The 18,315-nt window shown below is 57.8% G+C and carries 6 protein-coding genes; 2 read left to right on the top strand and 4 right to left on the bottom strand.

What is annotated here, in order from left to right; translation table 11 throughout:
• Positions 1-90 precede the first annotated feature (90 nt).
• The gene (locus RW65_RS07610) at positions 91-1,239 is read left to right on the top strand and encodes an integrase core domain-containing protein (protein ID WP_039055493.1); all 1,149 of its coding nucleotides are present in this window, start codon (positions 91-93) and stop codon (positions 1,237-1,239) included.
• A 449-nt stretch (positions 1,240-1,688) separates the two neighbouring features.
• On the opposite strand, the gene entF is transcribed toward RW65_RS07610, so the two are convergent.
• Genes entF through fes form a run of 3 tightly spaced genes read right to left on the bottom strand, consistent with a single transcriptional unit; the run spans position 1,689 to position 7,030 of the window.
• A complete protein-coding gene (entF, locus tag RW65_RS07615; RefSeq protein WP_039056113.1) occupies positions 1,689-5,576 on the bottom strand; it encodes an enterobactin non-ribosomal peptide synthetase EntF in 3,888 nt (1,295 codons plus the stop codon).
• A gap of 10 nt (positions 5,577-5,586) precedes the next feature.
• The gene (locus RW65_RS07620; protein WP_039056114.1) at positions 5,587-5,790 is read right to left on the bottom strand and encodes an MbtH family protein; all 204 of its coding nucleotides are present in this window, start codon (positions 5,788-5,790) and stop codon (positions 5,587-5,589) included.
• 25 nt (positions 5,791-5,815) lie between these two features.
• Positions 5,816-7,030: an enterochelin esterase gene (gene fes / locus RW65_RS07625; RefSeq protein WP_039056115.1), complete on the bottom strand. Its 1,215-nt coding sequence runs from the start codon at positions 7,028-7,030 to the stop codon at positions 5,816-5,818.
• Between the two features lie 253 nt (positions 7,031-7,283).
• Here fes and RW65_RS07630 point away from each other — a divergent pair, with 253 nt between their 5' ends.
• Complete coding sequence (locus tag RW65_RS07630; RefSeq protein ID WP_039056116.1) at positions 7,284-9,554, top strand: TonB-dependent siderophore receptor; 2,271 nt, start codon at positions 7,284-7,286, stop codon at positions 9,552-9,554.
• 129 nt (positions 9,555-9,683) lie between these two features.
• Here RW65_RS07630 and RW65_RS07635 read toward each other — a convergent pair whose 3' ends face one another.
• On the bottom strand, positions 9,684-18,263 hold the full coding sequence (locus tag RW65_RS07635) for a glycoside hydrolase family 94 protein (RefSeq protein WP_039056117.1): 8,580 nt from the start codon (positions 18,261-18,263) through the stop codon (positions 9,684-9,686).
• Positions 18,264-18,315 lie beyond the last annotated feature (52 nt).

The raw sequence follows: 18,315 nt of genomic DNA on the forward strand, positions 1-18,315 counted from the left end.
TGTATGAACCGGCCACATGGGTAACACTTTAAACCGGGCACATGGGTAACAGGTTATAACAGTGCGGTAAGCATCTGATGGAGGTTTACCGTGCCCTGGAATGAGACTGTTACCATGCAACGTTTGCAGTTTGTTGCGGCCTGCCTTGAAGGCAACCTTCCGGTTGCCGAGGTGTGCCGCCGTTTCAATATCAGCCGCAAAACCGGTTATAAATGGCTGGCCCGTTTTTCCCCGAATGATGCCTCCTCTCTTGATGACCGTTCCCGGGCGCGTCATCAACAAAAATGCACACCGGAGTCTATGACTAAACTCCTGCTGGAGACGAAGCAGCAATATCCATTATGGGGGCCTGAAAAAATCAGACAGCTCCTGCTTAACCTGAATGTCAGTAACGTGCCCGCAGCCAGCACGATTGGCGATCTGTTCCGGTTGCACGGTCTGGTTAAAAAACGCAGGCAACCGGCTTTTAAATCCACGCAACGTCCTGAACTGCATACACCTGCCCGACCCAACGATGTCTGGAGCGCTGATTTTAAGGGTAAATACACCCATACCGGTGGGCGCTGGTGTCACCCTTTTACGCTGACCGACAACTGCAGCAGGATTGTACTGGCCTGCGATGCCACCTATATGCCTGATGGCCGGTTTGTTATTCCCTGTCTGGAGCGTGTTTTCCGTGACTGCGGCATGCCTCATGTGCTGCGTACAGATAATGGGCCACCATTTGCTGGCGCAGGTTTGTGGGGGCTGAGCCAGATGTCTGTCTGGCTTATAAAATGCGGCATCCTGCCTGAGCGTATCCGGCCAGGTAAGCCTACGGAGAATGGGCGGCATGAGAGAATGCACCGGACCCTGAAGGATGCACTAAAGGGACATGCAAAGTTCACTTCTCTGGAGGAGCAACAGATCTGGCTGGATGCCTGGCGCGAGGAATTTAATGAAATACGCCCGCACAAGGCGCTGGGCGGAAGAACTCCGCGCTCAGTCTGGTACCCATCAGAACGAATTTACACCGGGCCGCTTAAGACAATGCCTGTGCCGGAGAATGCCCGCGTGCTGCGCGTATCAATTAAAGGTGACTTGTTTTTTAACAGTACCCGAATATTTTTATCGGAGGCGCTCAGAGGAGAATGGGTATGGATGAAGCAGGTGAAAGAAGACCTGGATGAAATTGGTTTTGGTGATCTCATACTGGCCCGGTATGACAGACGAAACCATCGTATAATCCGGGCCGATTAGTTCAAAAATTGTCACCCATGTGACCGGTCAGATCTGTAACCCATGTGGCCGGTTCATACACCGCGCTCCCCTTTTCAATCCCCGCGGCCCCGCAGAGAAATCGGTGCTTCGCACTGCGCTCACCTCCCGCGCATCTGCCTGCGGTCGGCTCGACTCGCGATTACTCGTCCCATCCCTGGGACTCGCCCCTTCGGGGCCAGCGCAAGCGCTGTTCAAAATTGCTCCCGGCAATTTTGTCCCTGGCTCGATTCGCCTCTGGCCGCCATCCGGGCGGCCAGCCCTTGTCATCTGCGCTTCGGTTCGCCGATTTCAGCGGGGAGTTAACCCCCTCGCTGTGATATCAGCGTAATCATAAAGGCATTCATCGCTGGGACATCGGCGGAGAATCTCCCTTCGCTGTGATATCGGTGTAATCATAAAGTCATTCATTGCTGGATAATGAATGGTTTTTATTCTCCCAATATTTCTCTTAGCACTGGTCCGATCCTCTCGAACGCCTGCGGTGAGATTATCTCGACGTGGGCGCAGTCCTGGCGGTAAACATCCAGTTCGCGTACCCACGGTGCCCAGGCACTATGCGGATCGGTGCCGGCGGGCAGCGTGCGTTCGGCGACAAACAGCGTCGCTTTGCCGTCGAAGGGCAGGCTGTGGGCGGTGGTCAGTAAACGCACCGCGTCGGCATAGTTGCCTTCGATAACCGTGAACAGTTCGCCGGGGGCCTGGCCTTGCTGGGCGGCGATAAACGCTTGCCGTTCGCGTTCGATCTCCGCCAGCACTTCGGGATCGAGGCCGTTAGCCTCTTTTTCCGCCCAGTTTTGTGTTTCCGGCGGCCAGGTATCGAGCAGCCCAAGAAACGCCACCTCTTCACCCCGCTCTCGCAAACGCGCGGCGATACCCTGCGCCAGCGTTCCACCAAGCGAGTAGCCCAGCAGGTAATAAGGCCCGTGGGGCTGCTGCGCAATTAGCGTTGCCAGATGCTGTTCACAGGCTTCATCGAGGTTGGCGGCCTGTTGCAGCGGGCCGTTCGGGCGCGGCGACTGGATGCCGGTAATCGACCAGCGCGGCGCAAGATAGCGCGCCAGCACGCTGAACTGCCAGGCAAAGCCGGAAGCCGGATGGAAGCAGAATAGCGTCGGCCCGTCGCTTTCGCGCAGCGGCAGCAGGGTTTCAAAGCCAATCTGCCCGGCCTGTTCTGCTGAGAGGGTTTGCTCCAGCTGCGCGGCCAGTTTCTCCACCGTCGAGGCAACCATAATCTGCCCCGGCGTGACCTGCCGTTGACACTGGCGACTGAGCAGCGCCGCCAGGCGCATCGCTAACAGGGAGTGACCGCCGAGCGCAAAGAAGTCCGCCTGCGCATCGTTGACCTCACAGCGCAATAATTCGGCAAAGGCCTGCGCCACAACCGTTTCCATCCCGGCGTTCAGTGGGCGAGCGCCCTTCTTCACCGTTAGCTCCGGTCGCGGTAGCGCTTTACGATCGAGCTTACCGTTGGCGCTCAGCGGCAGCGCATCAAGTTGCAGCAGCACCACGGGCACCATATGCGGCGGCAGTTGCTCGCGCAGCTGTGCCAGTAGCGCCGTCGTCTCCAGCGGCTGCCCGCTGGCGGAAACCACATACCCCACTAACTGGCGGGCATCACCGCCGCTGGCGGCAGCCTGATTTAAGACGCACGCTACGGCTACCGCCTGGGCGACATCCGGTAAAGCGAGCATCGCGCGGTCAATCTCACCTAATTCGATGCGCTGACCGCGAATTTTTAGCTGATCGTCGCTGCGCCCGAGGTACTCCACCGCGCCGTTTTCCAGCCAGCGCGCCACATCCCCGGTGCGATACATGCGCTCGCCAGCGGCAAAGGGATCGGCGATAAAGCGACTGGCGGTAAGATCCGGACGGCCCAGATACCCCTGCGCCAGCTGAATGCCGGTGAGATAGAGATCGCCCGCTACGCCCGGCGGCACCGGGCGCATCATCGCGTCCAGAATACGCAGCCCGGTATTCCACACCGGGAAACCAATCGGCACGCTATTGCCCTGCACGTCCGCCAGCGCTTCACCATGCGCCGGATACCAGCTGACATCAACGGCGGCTTCCGTCGGGCCATATAAGTTATGCAGCGGTGCGCCGGTCAGTTGCTCCCATTCGCGGCAGAGATCGGCGGGCAGCGCTTCGCCACTGCAGAAAACCTGTTTTAACGTGCGGCAACTCTGCTGGACGCTTTGTGGCGTCAGAGAGGCGACAAAGGCTGCCAGCATCGACGGCACGAAGTGCGTGGTGGTCACGCCGTAATGGGCGAAGAACGCCTGCAGCGCTTGCGGATCGCAGTGCGCTTCCGGCTCCGCCATCACCAGGCTCGCGCCAGCGATAAACGGCCACCAGAACTCCCACACGGACACATCAAAGCTACAGGGGGTTTTCTGCGCCACCACATCACTGGCGGTCAGCGGATAGTGATCCTGCATCCACAGCAAACGGTTAACGATGGCGGTTTGTCCTACCATCACCCCTTTCGGTCTGCCGGTGGAGCCGGAGGTAAAGATGATGTAGGCGGTCTGCTGTGGGTGGGAAAGGTTGAGCGGTGCGCTGCCCAGGGTTTCCAGTAACGACTGATAACAAAACTGGCTCAGCCCTGGGATATCGTTAAAGCGCGCCTGTTGATCCTGTGAAGTGATCAGCAGGCGCGGTTTCGCATCCTCAAGCATCATTTTCAGCCGCTCGTCCGGATAACCGGTATCCAGCGGCAGCCAGGCGGCACCCGCTTCGACAATGGCATGCAGCGCCAGCGTCAGAAAGACCGAGCGCGGCAGCGCCACCGCCACGCTGTCGCCGGGCTGCACGCCACGCTGACGCAATTGCTGGGCCAGCGCCACCACCTGCTCGCGCATTTGACGGTAAGTTAAATGGTATTGCGCATCGGCCAGCGCGGGCGCATCCGGCGTTTTTTCCGCTTGCGCAATGACCAGCGCGCTTAATGTAGTGGCAGGCAGCATCATGGCGGTATCGTTGATTTCTGCCAGCCGCTGCGCTTCCTGCGCCGAGAGAAGATCCGCATCGCCGCAGCGCAGCTGCGGATGGTCGGCAAACTGCGCCAGCAGCTGCGCCAGACGGGCAACGTGGGTTTTCAGTGTCGGCTCATGATAACGGCTGCGATTCGCCAGCACTTCCAGCGACAGCCCGCCCTCTTCATCGGGGAACAGGGCGATTTCCACATCGTTGACCGGCCCGGTCGCCAGGGTATGGGTAATACCGCTAATGCCATCAACATTCAGCTGGTAATCAAACATTTTGACGTTGAAAACCGGGCCAAACAGCGGCTCATCCCCCGCCGCGCGTCCGGCGTCGCGCACGATCTGCTCCGCGTCATAACGCTGATGGCGACGCATCCCTTTCAGGCGGGTAGCCAGCGAACTCGCCAGCGCGCCGAGGGTCTGCGTGCCCTCAAGGTGAATAGCCAGCGGCAGCACATTCAGCACCGGCCCGGTCGCGGTTAACGCCGCCGATCCCATGCGGCGCATAAAGATAAACCCGGCGGCGTAATCGGTGCGCCCGCACAATCTCCCCAGCCACAGCGCCGCCAGCGCCAGCGCTAAATCGGCGGGAGAATTTTGTGTAAAGGCCTGCGTGACGCGACGAAAAGCATGGGCGTCGAGCGTGACGTTGAGGCGTAAAATATCGGTGGTGGCCGCCCGTCCCGGCAGCGGCGTAGCAGACAGGGAGACCGGAGAGGGCAATTCCCTGCGCTGTTGCGCCCAAAATGCGCTATCCCGTTGCCAGGCGTCGCTCTGGCGATAGCGCTGATACTCTTCAACCACTTCCGCAAAGGGGGTAAAGGGCGAGACGGGCGTGGCCTCGCCGCGTCGCCATGCGCTGTAGATAGCGGCAATCTGGCGGGTAATCGCCGGGAAACTAAAACCATCCACCAGCAAGTGGTGATAGCGCTGATACCAGTACCAACGCTGATTACCAACTTTTAGAAGCTGATGGCAGACCAGCGGCTTGCCGCTGTCTATGCGCAGGTTTTGCCCTAAATCGGCCTGCATCAGGGCTAACGCGGCGGCGTGGGGATCGGTGCTATCGCGTAGATCCTTGATATCCGGCACGGCAAATGTCTGCGTCTCATCGACCCATTGCCACACTTCGCCGTTATCTTCCGCAAAGCGCATCCGCAGCGTATCGGCCTGCGACAGGCCGCTGACTATTGCCTGGGCGAGCAGCGCGGCGTCAATGTCGCCATTAAGTTCAACATAGTGCGCCACGCTCCAGGCGTTAGGCAGGGTCGAGAGTTTTTCCGCCATCCAGATCCCCGGCTGCGCGGCGACCAGCGGTAAACGTTGGGTCATATTCCGCTCCTTAACGCGCGTGGTGCGCCGGGGTTAATGTCTGCCAGTTTGCCGTAAGCCAGGCGTTGCAGTCGTTCTGCGCCTGGGGTTCGCAAATAACCCTCCAGCCAGCGGGGAGCGCGCACTCGGCGGGCCACAGGCTGAACTGCCGTTGGTGATTTTGCAGAATATAAAATTGCCCTTGCGGGTTATCGAAAGGGTTGGTGAATTCCATAGCAAACTCCTGTCGTGGAAAGGCGCTAAACACCGGCGCGGGTTAGCGGCTGCCAGAGGGTGATAAGCCCGGCCGTTAGCCCGCCGCGCCAGCAAAGCGCATCATGTCCGCCGTCAACCTGACGCCAGAAAACCGACTGCTCCATGCATTGCAAAAGGGGGAAAAGCGCTTCGTTGGCGCGAAAAATAAGCGGCTCGCGAATCCCGGCTTCCAGCACAATGCGCCGGTTTTGCGGGGTGAACTCGCCGTTTTTGAGTTGTTGGATAAGCAGGCCTTCGCTGTCGCCGCCGCGATGGGGCCACCAGAACGAACCGGACTGACTAAGGACGCAGCCAAAGCGCTGCGGCCAGTGCAGCGCCGCATACAGCGATGACAGACCGCCAAAACTTTGCCCGGCCACCACCGTGCGATCCGCGCGGTCGCTAAAGGGGGCGATGGCCTGCACCTGCGGTAATAACTCTTCCTGCACGGCGAGCCAGAAATCGGCGTTACAGGGCAGTTCTCGCGTGCGATGGCCGTTATCGATCACATCGATCAGCACATACACCGCATCGGGCAATTCCCCGTCGCGGGTCAGAGACGCCAGCGCTGGCCAAACGGGCATACTTTGCGCCCAAAACTGACCATCCAGCAGGATCGCCAGCGGACGTTCAGCGCTGTTGCCGCTGCCGGTGGTATAGATCCAGACGCGGCGGGAGTTGCGCAGACGCTGGCTGCGCCAGTGCAGACGCTGCGGCGCGTTAAACGGCGCATGGCTATCGCGCCAGCCCGGCTGCGGCGGCGCAGCGGGCATCTCCAGCGCCGAGACCGGATGACCGCGCCCGCCGCGCCAGCTCTGTGGATTAAGAGGATCGGCAATCGCCTGCCCCAGCAGTTTGCGCCAGCCTTCACGCAGCGCGGTACGATCCGGCGGCGTCACGGCGAAGACCTCAGCCGCGAAATCATCCTCGTTTTGCGAAGGGATAAAGCAGTAGCTGCCGCGCCAGCTGGCATCAAGGGTGGTTTTCCAGCACCAGATATCGGTTCCGGCAATGCGCTCGAGGGATTGCGGCGTCGATTTTTGATGGTGATCGGTGACGCCGGTAATGTAGATCCACACCCGGCGCAGGCGGGAGGTAGTTTCCGTGCCGTTGGGATCCCGCCACCAGAAGGTGACCGCATAATTTCCCTGTGCCTGTTCTTTCCATTCGGGGCCCTGTTTCGACGCCCACCAGCTATCACTTCCCATCGTTGCCGTCACGTCTTTAACCTCAAATAAGCTGCGAACTTTTGCTGGCAGATCAAAAAATATCGATAATATTATTGATAACTATTTTCATTTGCAATAGCGTATTGCCCGCGCTGTGGGAAGCGCGTCTTTCAACTATAAATGGCCGCCGTAAGCGAATTTTCTCAGGGCTGAGCGCTTCGTTATGTGCAGGCTTCATCATGCCGCCTCATCTCCCGCTGGGAAAGGACTGTCCGGGGAGGCGACAACGAGATGCAGGAAAAAAATGAATAACAACATCAAGTCGCTAACCATTCTGGTCAATCTGGGGATCTACGGTGCTGCGCTGCCCGCGTTTGCGGCGGCAACCGCCGCTTCCGGTGAGGAGACGATTGTCGTCACCGCGGAGCAGCAGAATCTGCAGGCACCGGGCGTCTCCACCATCACCGCAGATCAAATTCGTAAAAACCCGCCTTCCCGTGATGTCGCGGAAATTATCCGCACCATGCCGGGGGTGAACTTGACCGGTAACGCCACCAGCGGCCAGCGCGGCAACAACCGCCAGATCGATATCCGCGGTATGGGCCCGGAGAACACGCTGATCCTTGTGGACGGTAAACCGGTCACCAGCCGTAACTCCGTGCGTCTTGGCTGGCGCGGCGAGCGCGACAGCCGCGGCGATACCAACTGGGTCCCGCCGGAGATGATCGAGCGTATCGAAGTGATTCGCGGCCCGGCGGCCGCGCGTTACGGTAACGGCGCAGCTGGCGGTGTGGTGAATATCATCACCAAAAAAGATAACACCGACGAATGGCATGGTTCCTGGAACGCCTATTTCAACGCCCCTGAGCACAAAGAGGAAGGCGCGACCAAACGCACCAATTTCAGCCTGAGCGGCCCGCTGGGCGATGACGTTAGCTTCCGTCTGTACGGTAATCTGGCGAAAACCCAGGCCGACGCGCAGGATATCAACAAAGATCATCAATCTGAACGCACCGGCACCTACGCTAATACGGTGGTTGCCGGGCGCGAAGGGTCGATCAACAAAGACATTACTGGCGTAGTGCGCTGGGATTTCGCCCCGATGCAGGCGCTGGAGTTGCAGGCCGGTTACAGCCGTCAGGGCAACCTCTACGCAGGCGACACGCAGAACACCAATAACGACAGTTCCGGCAATAACTACGTTAACGACAACTACGGTAAAGAGACTAACCGCCTGTATCGCCAGAACTATTCGGCGACCTGGACCGGCGGCTGGGACAATGGCGTTACCACCAATAACTGGGTGCGCTATGAACATACCCGCAACTCGCGCATCCCGGAAGGTCTGGCAGGCGGTACGGAAGGCCTGTTCAATGCTGAGAAATTTGTCGATATCGACTACAGCGACCTGTTACTGCATAGCGAAGCGAGCGTGCCGTTTGAACTGCTGTTCAAACAGAATCTGACCGTAGGCGCAGAGTGGGATCATCAGAACATGAAGGATTCCACCTCCAATACTCAGACCTTTATGGGCGGTAATATTCCCGGCTACAGCAGCACCGGGCGCAGCCCTTATTCGAATGCCGATATTTTCTCGGTCTTTGCCGAAGATAATATTGAGCTGACCGATACCACGATGTTGACCCCGGCGCTGCGCTTTGATCATCACACCATCGTCGGTAATAACTGGAGTCCGTCGCTGAACCTTTCTCAAGGGCTCGGCGACGACTTTACCCTGAAAATGGGTATCGCGCGTGCCTATAAAGCGCCAAGCCTGTATCAGACCAACCCGAACTACATTCTCTATAGCCGCGGCCAGGGTTGCTACGCAGTGACGGTAGATGCTAAAGGCAAAGATATTGGCTGTTATATGCAGGGTAACGACGATCTGAAAGCAGAAACCAGCATCAATAAAGAGATTGGCCTTGAGTTTAAACACGAAGGCTGGCTGGCGGGCGTCACCTGGTTCCGTAATGACTACCGTAACAAGATTGAGTCTGGCTATGCGCCGGTGGGACAAACTTCCATCCGCAACGGCGGTTCAAACCTGAACACCTATATTTACCAGTGGGATAACGTACCGAAAGCGGTGGTGGAAGGGCTGGAAGGGGCGCTGAACGTGCCGGTCAGCGAGACGGTGAACTGGACCAACAATATTACCTATATGCTGCAAAGCAAAAACAAAACCACCGGCGAACGGCTGTCGATCATTCCTGAATACACCTGGAACTCGACGCTGAGCTGGCAGGTGGCGCAGGATGTTTCGCTGCAAACCACCTTCACCTGGTACGGTAAGCAGCAGCCGAAGAAATATGACTACAAAGGGAATCGCGTGACCGGTTCCGCCACCAACGAAGTGAGCCCTTACAGCATCGTTGGCCTGAGCGGCACCTGGGACGTGACGAAGAATGTTAGTCTGACGGGCGGCGTTAGCAACCTGCTTGATAAACGTCACTGGCGCGAAGGCAATGCCCAGAGCACCGGCGGCGGCACAAGCTGGATGTACGGCGCGGGCGCGGCGACCTATAACGAATCGGGTCGCACCTGGTTTATGGGCGTCAACACCCGCTTCTAATCTCCCCTGCTCTCTCCCCGCCGGGGAGAGAGTTTTTTATCTATCACCTCCCTGACCGCGCACTCTCCCAGGCAGCCTTATCGACACAAACGTGATCGCTTTTTTGCCATCGACCGCGATTAAGCGGGGTTAACGCTGCACGATCTCAACCGTATGGTTTTGCCCGTCATCCACTAACGGGATCCTGTCGTCTGCCAGGGTAATGCCATCAACCATTACCTGATACTCGCGGTCAGCGCGGGACACGCTGATGCGATACTGGCTGTGCCCATGTTGATAAGTCATGTTAATCGCAGGCCAGCCCGCGGGGAGCTGAGTATGAATGATAAGATCGTTAGCATAACGTTTGATGCCCAGCAGCTCTTCTGTCAGCAGGCGGTAGGTCCAGCCAGCAGAACCTGTGTACCAGCTCCATCCGGCGCGCCCGGTATGCGGCGCGACGCTGTAGACATCGGCACTCATCACGTATGGCTCCGCTTTAAAGGTTTCTACGGCGGCTGCGTTAAGGGTGTGATTTATTGGGTTTATCATCGACCACAGTTGCCAGGCACGCTCGGTTTGGCCCATGCGGGCAAACGCCATTACCGCCCAAATCGCACCATGTGTGTACTGCCCGCCGTTTTCGCGCACGCCCGGCACATACCCCTGAATGTAACCAGGGTTGGAGCCGTGACCATCAAACGGTGGCGTTAACAGTTTGATTAGCTTCGCATCGTTATCCACCAGGTGGTTATCCAGCGCCTGCATCGCCTGGGCGCAGCGTGCCGGGTCAGCGGCCCCGGAGAGCACGGACCAGCTTTGGGCAATCGCATCGATGCGACAATCCTGCGAGGTTTTCGATCCCAGCGGCGTGCCGTCATCAAAATAGCCGCGCCGGTACCATTCTCCGTCCCAGGCGGAAGCTTCAAGATTTTTTTGCAGACGTAGCGCGTTGGTATGACACAGCGAGGCGACTCGCTGATCCTGTCGCTGCTCTGCCAGTTCAGCCATCTGCTGTAAAATATCGTACAGGAAAAACCCGAGCCAGACGCTTTCGCCTTTGCCGTCAATACCGACCCGGTTCATCCCATCATTCCAGTCGCCCGCCCCCATCAGCGGCAGGCCGTGCTGTCCGAAGCGCAGCCCATGCTCAACGGCTTTGACGCAGTGCAGCCACAGCGTCTCTTCGAGGTGGCTGATGACCGGTGTATCGTAGACCGACTCTTCGCCGGGCTGCAGCGGATGCCCTTCCAGATAAGGAATACTCTGTTCGAGTATCCCCACGTCGCCGGTGACGGAGACGTAATGACACACCGCGAGCGGCAGCCAGAGATAATCATCGGAACAGAGCGTGCGTACCCCGTTGCCGTGCGGGGGATGCCACCAGTGCTGCACATCCCCTTCAACAAACTGACGCGATGCACATAGCACTATCTGATCGCGCAGGCGCTCCGGCGCGACATGACTGAGTGCCAGGGTATCCTGCAACTGGTCGCGGAAACCAAATGCACCGCCGGACTGGTAATAACCGCTACGCGCCATCAGTCGACAGGCCATTGTCTGATACAGCAGCCAGCCGTTCACTAGCAAATCAACGCTGGTATCGGGCGTGTTGACCACTATTTTATCAAGTACCGAATGCCAGTAGCGGTGCACATTTTGCAACTCTTCACGCGCCGCATCTTCATTCAGATAACGGACCAGCGTCTCATGGGCGCGGCCAGGATTGCCCTCGACGCCGAGGACAAAAATAAAGATCTTCTGGTCGCCATCAATCAGCGTGGTTGATGAGTGGATCGCACCGCACGGATCGAGACCAGCACCGGTTTTACCCGACAGCCGACGCAGTTTCATCGCCGCCGGGGTTTGCAGGGAGCCGTTGCGGCCAATAAATTCGCGCCTGTCGCCCGTTAACGTGCTATGGGGCGTATTGACGGCAAAAAAGGCGGTTCGTTCGCCGCCGCTCGCGCCATAGAAATTATTCGCCATCACGCCGCTGCCGCCGGGAAAGTGGGTGGTATGGGTAACGATATGCGCGGCCGATCGCGTACGTGACTCGCCGAGTGTCCACTCGACATAGCCGGTGACGGATAATTTACGTGTGCGGCCCGAATTATTACTGAGTTTAAGCTGCATAATCTTAACCGGTGCATGTTCGGCCACCAGCACCGTTAGTTCACTGTCGATGCCGCTTTCACGGTGGGCAAACACGCTGTAACCGAAACCGTGACGCGCCAGATAATCGCCCTGTCCGCGTACGGGCAGCGCCGTCGGCGACCAGCACGCCCCGCTCTCTTCATCACGCAGATAAAACGCTTCACCGCTTCTGTCACTCACCGGATCGTTTTCCCACGGCGTTAAGCGGTATTCATGAGCATTTTCAAACCAGCTATAGGCCTGTCCGGCTTCTGAAATGACGCTACCAAACAGGGCGTTAGCCAGCACATTTGACCAGGGCGCTGGCGTCGGCTCGTTTTCCCGCAGGACAATTTGATACTCGCGCCCGTCCTGGGAAAAGCCGCCTAATCCATTGAAATGGCGCAGCGGGTCGGTATCCGGCGTCCAGTCCTGATGGCGATGGGGTCCGGCAAAAACGTCGGGAATAAAGGGCGTGATCGGCCTTTTTGCCGCGTGCAGACGCTGGTTAAGTTGCTCATGCAGCCCACCCGCGCGGCCATCCAGATACAGTGAGGCCACGCTCATCAGCAGCTGCTTATCTTCGGCAGATAAGTGTTCACTGTTGCGGATAAAAATCCCCCCCGATTTATCCAGCAGGCTGGCTTCTGAACCCGCATAGATAAGATCCAGAATCTGCGTCTGCAGCCCCTGCTGGTAGCCGCCGGGGCTGTTATTAAGAATAACCAGGTCTACTTCCAGCCCTTTTAGCCGCCAGTAGCGATGCGCCTGAATCAGCGTCGCCACCAGAGTGATTCGCTCTTCACTGCTGATGCTGAGAAGGACAATTGGCAAATCCCCTGAAATACCCCAGCCCCACAGGCCGGACTGCCCGCGTCGGTTACGGCTGATGATCTGCTCATCGGCACGTAACTCATGGCAGGGATAGAGTATGGCGCTGGCGAGGCGGTTAAATAACGTTGCGTCATCTTCACTGGCGTTCATCTGCCGTAACACGACCAGGCTGTGGGACCAGGCCAGTTCGAATACGCGCTCGGCAATAGGGTGATCGCGATATTTCTCCAGCAATGCCAGGCTCTGCGGACGGTTTTCGCTAATGCCATAAATAATATCAATCGTTAACGGCTGGCCGGGCTGCAGCGTTACCGAATGGCGTATCGCCAGCACCGGATCCAGCACCGCGCCCGCGGTGTTGCTAAGAGGACCGGGTATACGGCTTGCCGCAGCATCGGCTGGGCTTCTTCCCCGGCCAATAAATTTTGCGCGGTCGGTTTCAAACGAGACGCTACCGGGCTTGCTGCCGTGCACCACCATCATATGAAAAAGATACGGGCTCTGTTCATCGGGTGCACGGGAACGGCGGTGACAAAGAATGGCGTCGCGGGTGGGATCTATTTCGGTCTGAATAAACAGATTGCTGAATGCCGGGTGCGCCCGATCGCTGGCTTCCGGGGCCAGCACAACTTCGGCATAGGTGGTTAGTTCCAACGTGCGCGGCGCGCGGCCACGATGCACCAGCGTCACCCGGCGCAGTTCAATATCATCTTCCGGGGAGACCGCAACCTGGGTTTTGACAATCAGCGAGCCGAAGACGCGCCTGAATTCTGCCCCCGCATCGGTAAAGACGATTTCCTCGCTAATATCAGGACTGCCACCGGTAGGTTGCAAGCTATTACTCCACACCTCGCCGGTTTGTGGATCGTGGATGTAACAGAATTTACCCCAATTATCACGGGTGGTATCACTGCGCCAGCGCGTCAGGGCAATGTTATTCCAGCGGCTGTAACACCCGCCGCCGGGCGTGATCATCAGATGGTAATGACCGTTGGACAGCAGCTGTATTTCGGGCGTTGGGCTATCGGCACGGGTGAAGATGCGCGGTTCATAGTGCGCGGGTCTGACACGGCCTTCATGGGATTCAAAGTGGCGACGAGGGCTGTAGAGTTCAACAGCATCCGGCACGCGCTCCTGCAGCAGCAGGCTTGCCGACATAAACTCCCGACTCGACATAAAACGTTGCGCCATCGGAGCGTCAAGCAGCAGATGGGCCAGCGCCTGAAAGCCCATTCCCTGGTGATGCGCCATCCAGGATCGTACTACCACGAACAGCTGCCCGCTGGCCAGCCGCGACGGCGTATAGTCTAGTGCTTCATAAAAGCCGTATTCGCCGCAGGCGCCGTTTTTCTCCAGCCTGAGTAGATTTTCACAGGCCTTCAGCGGTGAAACCATTAACGCCATTAACGTGGCGTACGGGGCGACGACCATATCGTCTGCCAGTCCCCGACGCAGGCCCAGACCGGGTACGCCAAAGGCCTGATACTGATAATTGTGCTGCACATCAAACGCATGATAGCCCGACTCCGATACGCCCCATGGCACGCCGCGCTCTTTGCCCCAGTCTATCTGGCGCATCACCGCTGACTTGCTCATCTCATCAAGCAGGCTGCCGTGCCACACCGGCATCACCAGATTGGGCATCAAATATTCAAACATCGAGCCGCTCCAGGACATCAGCGCGGTTTCGTTATCAATGGTGGTAAAGAGCCGTCCTAGCGCATACCAGTGTTTCAGCGGCAGCTGATTAGTGGCGATAGCGACAAAGCTGGTCAGGCGGATTTCAGACGGCAGCAGATCGTAATGGCTTTTATCCAGCGTATTGCTATCGCAGTTGTAGCCGACGCTGAGCAGGCTGGTGGCTTCATTGAAGAGAAAAGCAAAATCCATATGCGCATGATCGTACAGCCTCTGTTCCAGCTCGCTGATAATGTCCAGCCGCAGGCGAGCCTGAACGATCACCGAGGCCGGCGGCGTTCCTTCACCGGTAAAGGCCGCGCGGGCAAGCCAGTTGAGGGTCGGCAGCGTCGGGCTGCTGAAGCTGGTGGGTAACCAGCCGAGCAGATGCGACCATTCACGGCAAAGCTCTACCAGTTGATGCTCGAGATGTTCCGTCCAGCGTACCACCAGCGGGCTCTCCTGCTGACTTGCGCCCTTCAGATGATTGCACTGGGTACGCATTTTTTTCAGTTCATTGAGCATCTCGCCGAGCGGCAACGACGCCGCGCTGAGGCACTGTTTGCGCAGCAATTTCAAACTGTCGGGCGTCTCTTGCCGCCAGTGATGTTGCAGAATCGCCAGCGTATCGTTCAGCCCGGCAAGAACCTGCTGCGCGTTCAAAATCGGTGCATCGCGCATCGCCGACAGCCCTTTACGCAGCGTCAGTAAATGACCGGCCATATTGCCGCTGTCCACGCTTGAGACATAGCGCGGGTTGAGCGGCGCGAGGGTGCGTGTGTCATACCAGTTATATAAATGGCCGCGAAAGTGCTCCATTTTATCCAGCGTATCGAGGGTCTGGGTGATGCGCTGCAACACCTCGCCGCCCGGCAGGTAACCAAAATCCCAGGCCGTCAGATTAGCCAGTAGAGAGAGCCCAATATTGGTGGGCGAGGTGCGATGGGCAATTGTCGGATGGGGGATTTCCTGATAGTTATCCGGCGGGAGCCAGTTCTCTTTCGCCGTGGCAAAGGTCTCAAAAAAGGCCCAAATTTCACGACTGGTTCTGCGCAGCAGCAGTTTCTGTTGCTGATTCGGTGAAAAGGTTTTGCGCGCAGGCGGTCGGCTCAGCCAGCTCAGCAGCAGCGGAGCCAGGCACCACAAGAGAGTGACGGGCAGCGCGATAGCGAGAAACTGCGGTCTGAACAGCATGGTCAGCGCCGTCAGCGCGACGCCGCACACCACATTTAGCCACATCGCCGCATAAACCCGCATCGCCGAGAGTTTGGCTGCGTTATTCGGGCTATAGCTTGTCCATTGGGTGAGATTACGGTGGCTGACGCCAAGCCGCCACAGCGTCACGACAATCGCGTACAGCGAATAGCCAGCTTCATGGGGCAACAGAATAAAGTTGAGCCCAATGCGCGAAATGCGCTTCAGCGCCCTGCTGGCCACCAGTAACAGATGCTGCCTGAGAGGACGGCGCGCAGGTTTATGCACCAGGTCGTAGGCAATGCAAAATAGCGCGGGCAGCAGCCAGATAAGGAGCAGCACGCCCAGCCAGTACAGCGAATTGGGCACCCAAAGCAGCGTGCTAAACAGTAACAGCAGCAGCGAAGGTGCCACCAGGCTGCGGCGCAGGTTATCAAACAGCTTCCAGCGCGAAAGCAGCGAGAGCGGGTTTTTACCCCGGCTGCCATCCCCTTTGCGCACACGCAATTTAAGCCAGTTAAGCAGTTGCCAGTCGCCTCGGATCCAGCGCGTACGGCGCGCGACATCGGAAAGATAGTTATTTGGATACTGCTCGTAGAGCAGGACTTCGCTCAGTAGCCCGGCGCGGGCATAGCACCCTTCCAGCAAATCATGGCTAAGCACCAGGTTTTCCGGGCAGGTATTGCCGGTGGCCTGGACAAAGATATCGACATCATAAATCCCCTTCCCAACAAAGGATCCCTCTTCGAACAGATCCTGATAGATATCAGAGGACATCATCGAATAGGGGTTATTACCCGGTACGCCACTGCGCAACGCGGCATAGCCTCCCTGGCCGTCACGCGGCATCTCCTCCGCAAGCCCTGGCTGTAAGATTCCATATCCTTTAACCACCCTCTGGCGTAGCGGATCGTACTCTGGCTTGTTCAAAGGGTGCGCCATGGTGGCCACCAGCTTATGCGCGGTATCACGCGGCAGGAGCGTATCGCTGTCCAGCGTAATGACATATTTAATATGCACGGGCAGCAGCGATGCGGGCATGTCAGCCACGGTGGAAAATTGCTTATCAGGATGCCGTAACCAGCTGTTCAACATCGCCAGTTTGCCGCGCTTGCGTTCATACCCCATCCAGATGCCCTGCGCCGGGTTCCATGCGGGCGCACGGTGCAGCAGATAAAAGCGCTGTCGGCTGCAGGGATAACGGCGGTTTAGATTCTCCGTCTCCGCTATCGCTTGTTTTAATAGCAGATGCTGTTCGGCGGTATTTTCCTCTGCCGAGTCAGCAAAATCCGTTAGCAGTGCGAAACAGAGATTGTCGTCCTGATTGCCAATCCAGCACACTTCAAGGCTGGTAAGGAGTTGGCTCAGGCTTTCCCGACTTGTCAGCATGCAGGGAATGACCACCATCGCCGACGAAGCCACCGGAATTCCTTCGGAAAAATCCATTCTCGGCAGCGGCCGGGGCACGCGAAAACGGGTGGTCATTTCACTTAACAGCTCGCTGACCAGCTGGCTTACCGCTACGATCAGGGGCAGCGCCAACAGGATAAGCCACCAGCCGATGGCGTAACGCGCCGTTTCGTACAAGATGGCGGCCGTCGCGGCGGTGGTTAATAAACTCATGCTGCCAAGCCAGGACAACAAAGGGAATTTGTAGAAATGGTGGCGTAAATATTTAAGGCCTGAGGTATCAACCGACAGCTTAAGCTCAAACGACCGACGCCCTTCGCCCATCAGATAATAACCAATATGGTGCTGCGCCTCGTCGGGGGCGGCTTGAGCCGAAAGCGCCAGCGCGCGGCTTGCCACCTCTGGTTCGCTGAGCCGGCTTTCCCGGGCCAGAATCTCAATTACGTGGCGGTAATGATCGCGGGTATCAAAATGCATACGCGCGTAAATCCCGGCGGGATCGCAGCGTAACGTCTGCTCGACGACGCTGATGGTCTCCGCGAATTCAGCCCAGTTGGTTTCATTGAGTAAGCGTAAACCGGCAATGCTGTTGCTTACCGAAAGCTGATTGGCTGCAAGCTGCTGATTGAAGCCATGGATCAGCACTTCGCTGGTGAGGCCCTGTTCGCCCAGACGCTGTTCCACCCAGCTCAGCGGTAGCGCCAGCGCATTGCCATGCCCTTGAAGACGACGCACCAGTTCGGCAACAAAGGCGCTGGTCAAAGGCGGGCGCGAGCGCGCCATATCGGCGATGACCATGATCAGATCCGCAGGGGCGTTTTCCGCGCATTCAATCATCCGTGTTATCCACGTATCGGCAAGACTACGCTCTTGCTGGGCCTGTACCACCTCAATACTGACCCGCCGCAGGTTTTCAATCAGCGCCAGGCGCAGCATACCGGGTAATGCCCAGATTTCCCCTAAGGTGAGCGGCGTGACCTGCTGGTAAGCTTTGATATAACTGGTCAGGCTGGCGGTATCCCAGCGGCCATCGCCATGGGCAACGGCTTCTGAGGCGATATCATAGATGCGTGGACAAGGGTGTGGAGAGGCCAGCGAAGGAAGTTCTTTGCCAAAGCTTTTCGGCAGATGCTGACGGACGTTGCGGATCTGCTCCTCAATCAAATAGTAGTTGTCCAACAACCACTCTGCGGCGGGCATGATGCTGTTTTTTTTACCGTCATTGAGTTCGTAACAGTTTTGGGTAATGACCGCCTCGTTGTCGTTTAGCCGCCTGAGCAAATAGTACGGTATTTTATCCGTCGTTAATTTATGCGTACGCGCCAGCTTTTGGCCGTAACGTTCCAGCTGCGGCGTTGAAAAGAGTTCCGATCGCTGTCTGTGTTCACCCGCCGGATCGTGCGCAGGAAAAGGAACAACGATTGATGATTTCGTCATAATGCGGCGTGGGCGAAGCCAGGCCGATGGATTCATTTTCATAAGATTGCTCAGAAGCGACCGTTAACGCGCAGGAGCAGTTGCGAAATCAGTT

Origin of the sequence: Enterobacter sp. Bisph1 (assembly GCF_000814905.1) — a bacterium.
GTDB lineage: Bacteria > Pseudomonadota > Gammaproteobacteria > Enterobacterales > Enterobacteriaceae > Kosakonia.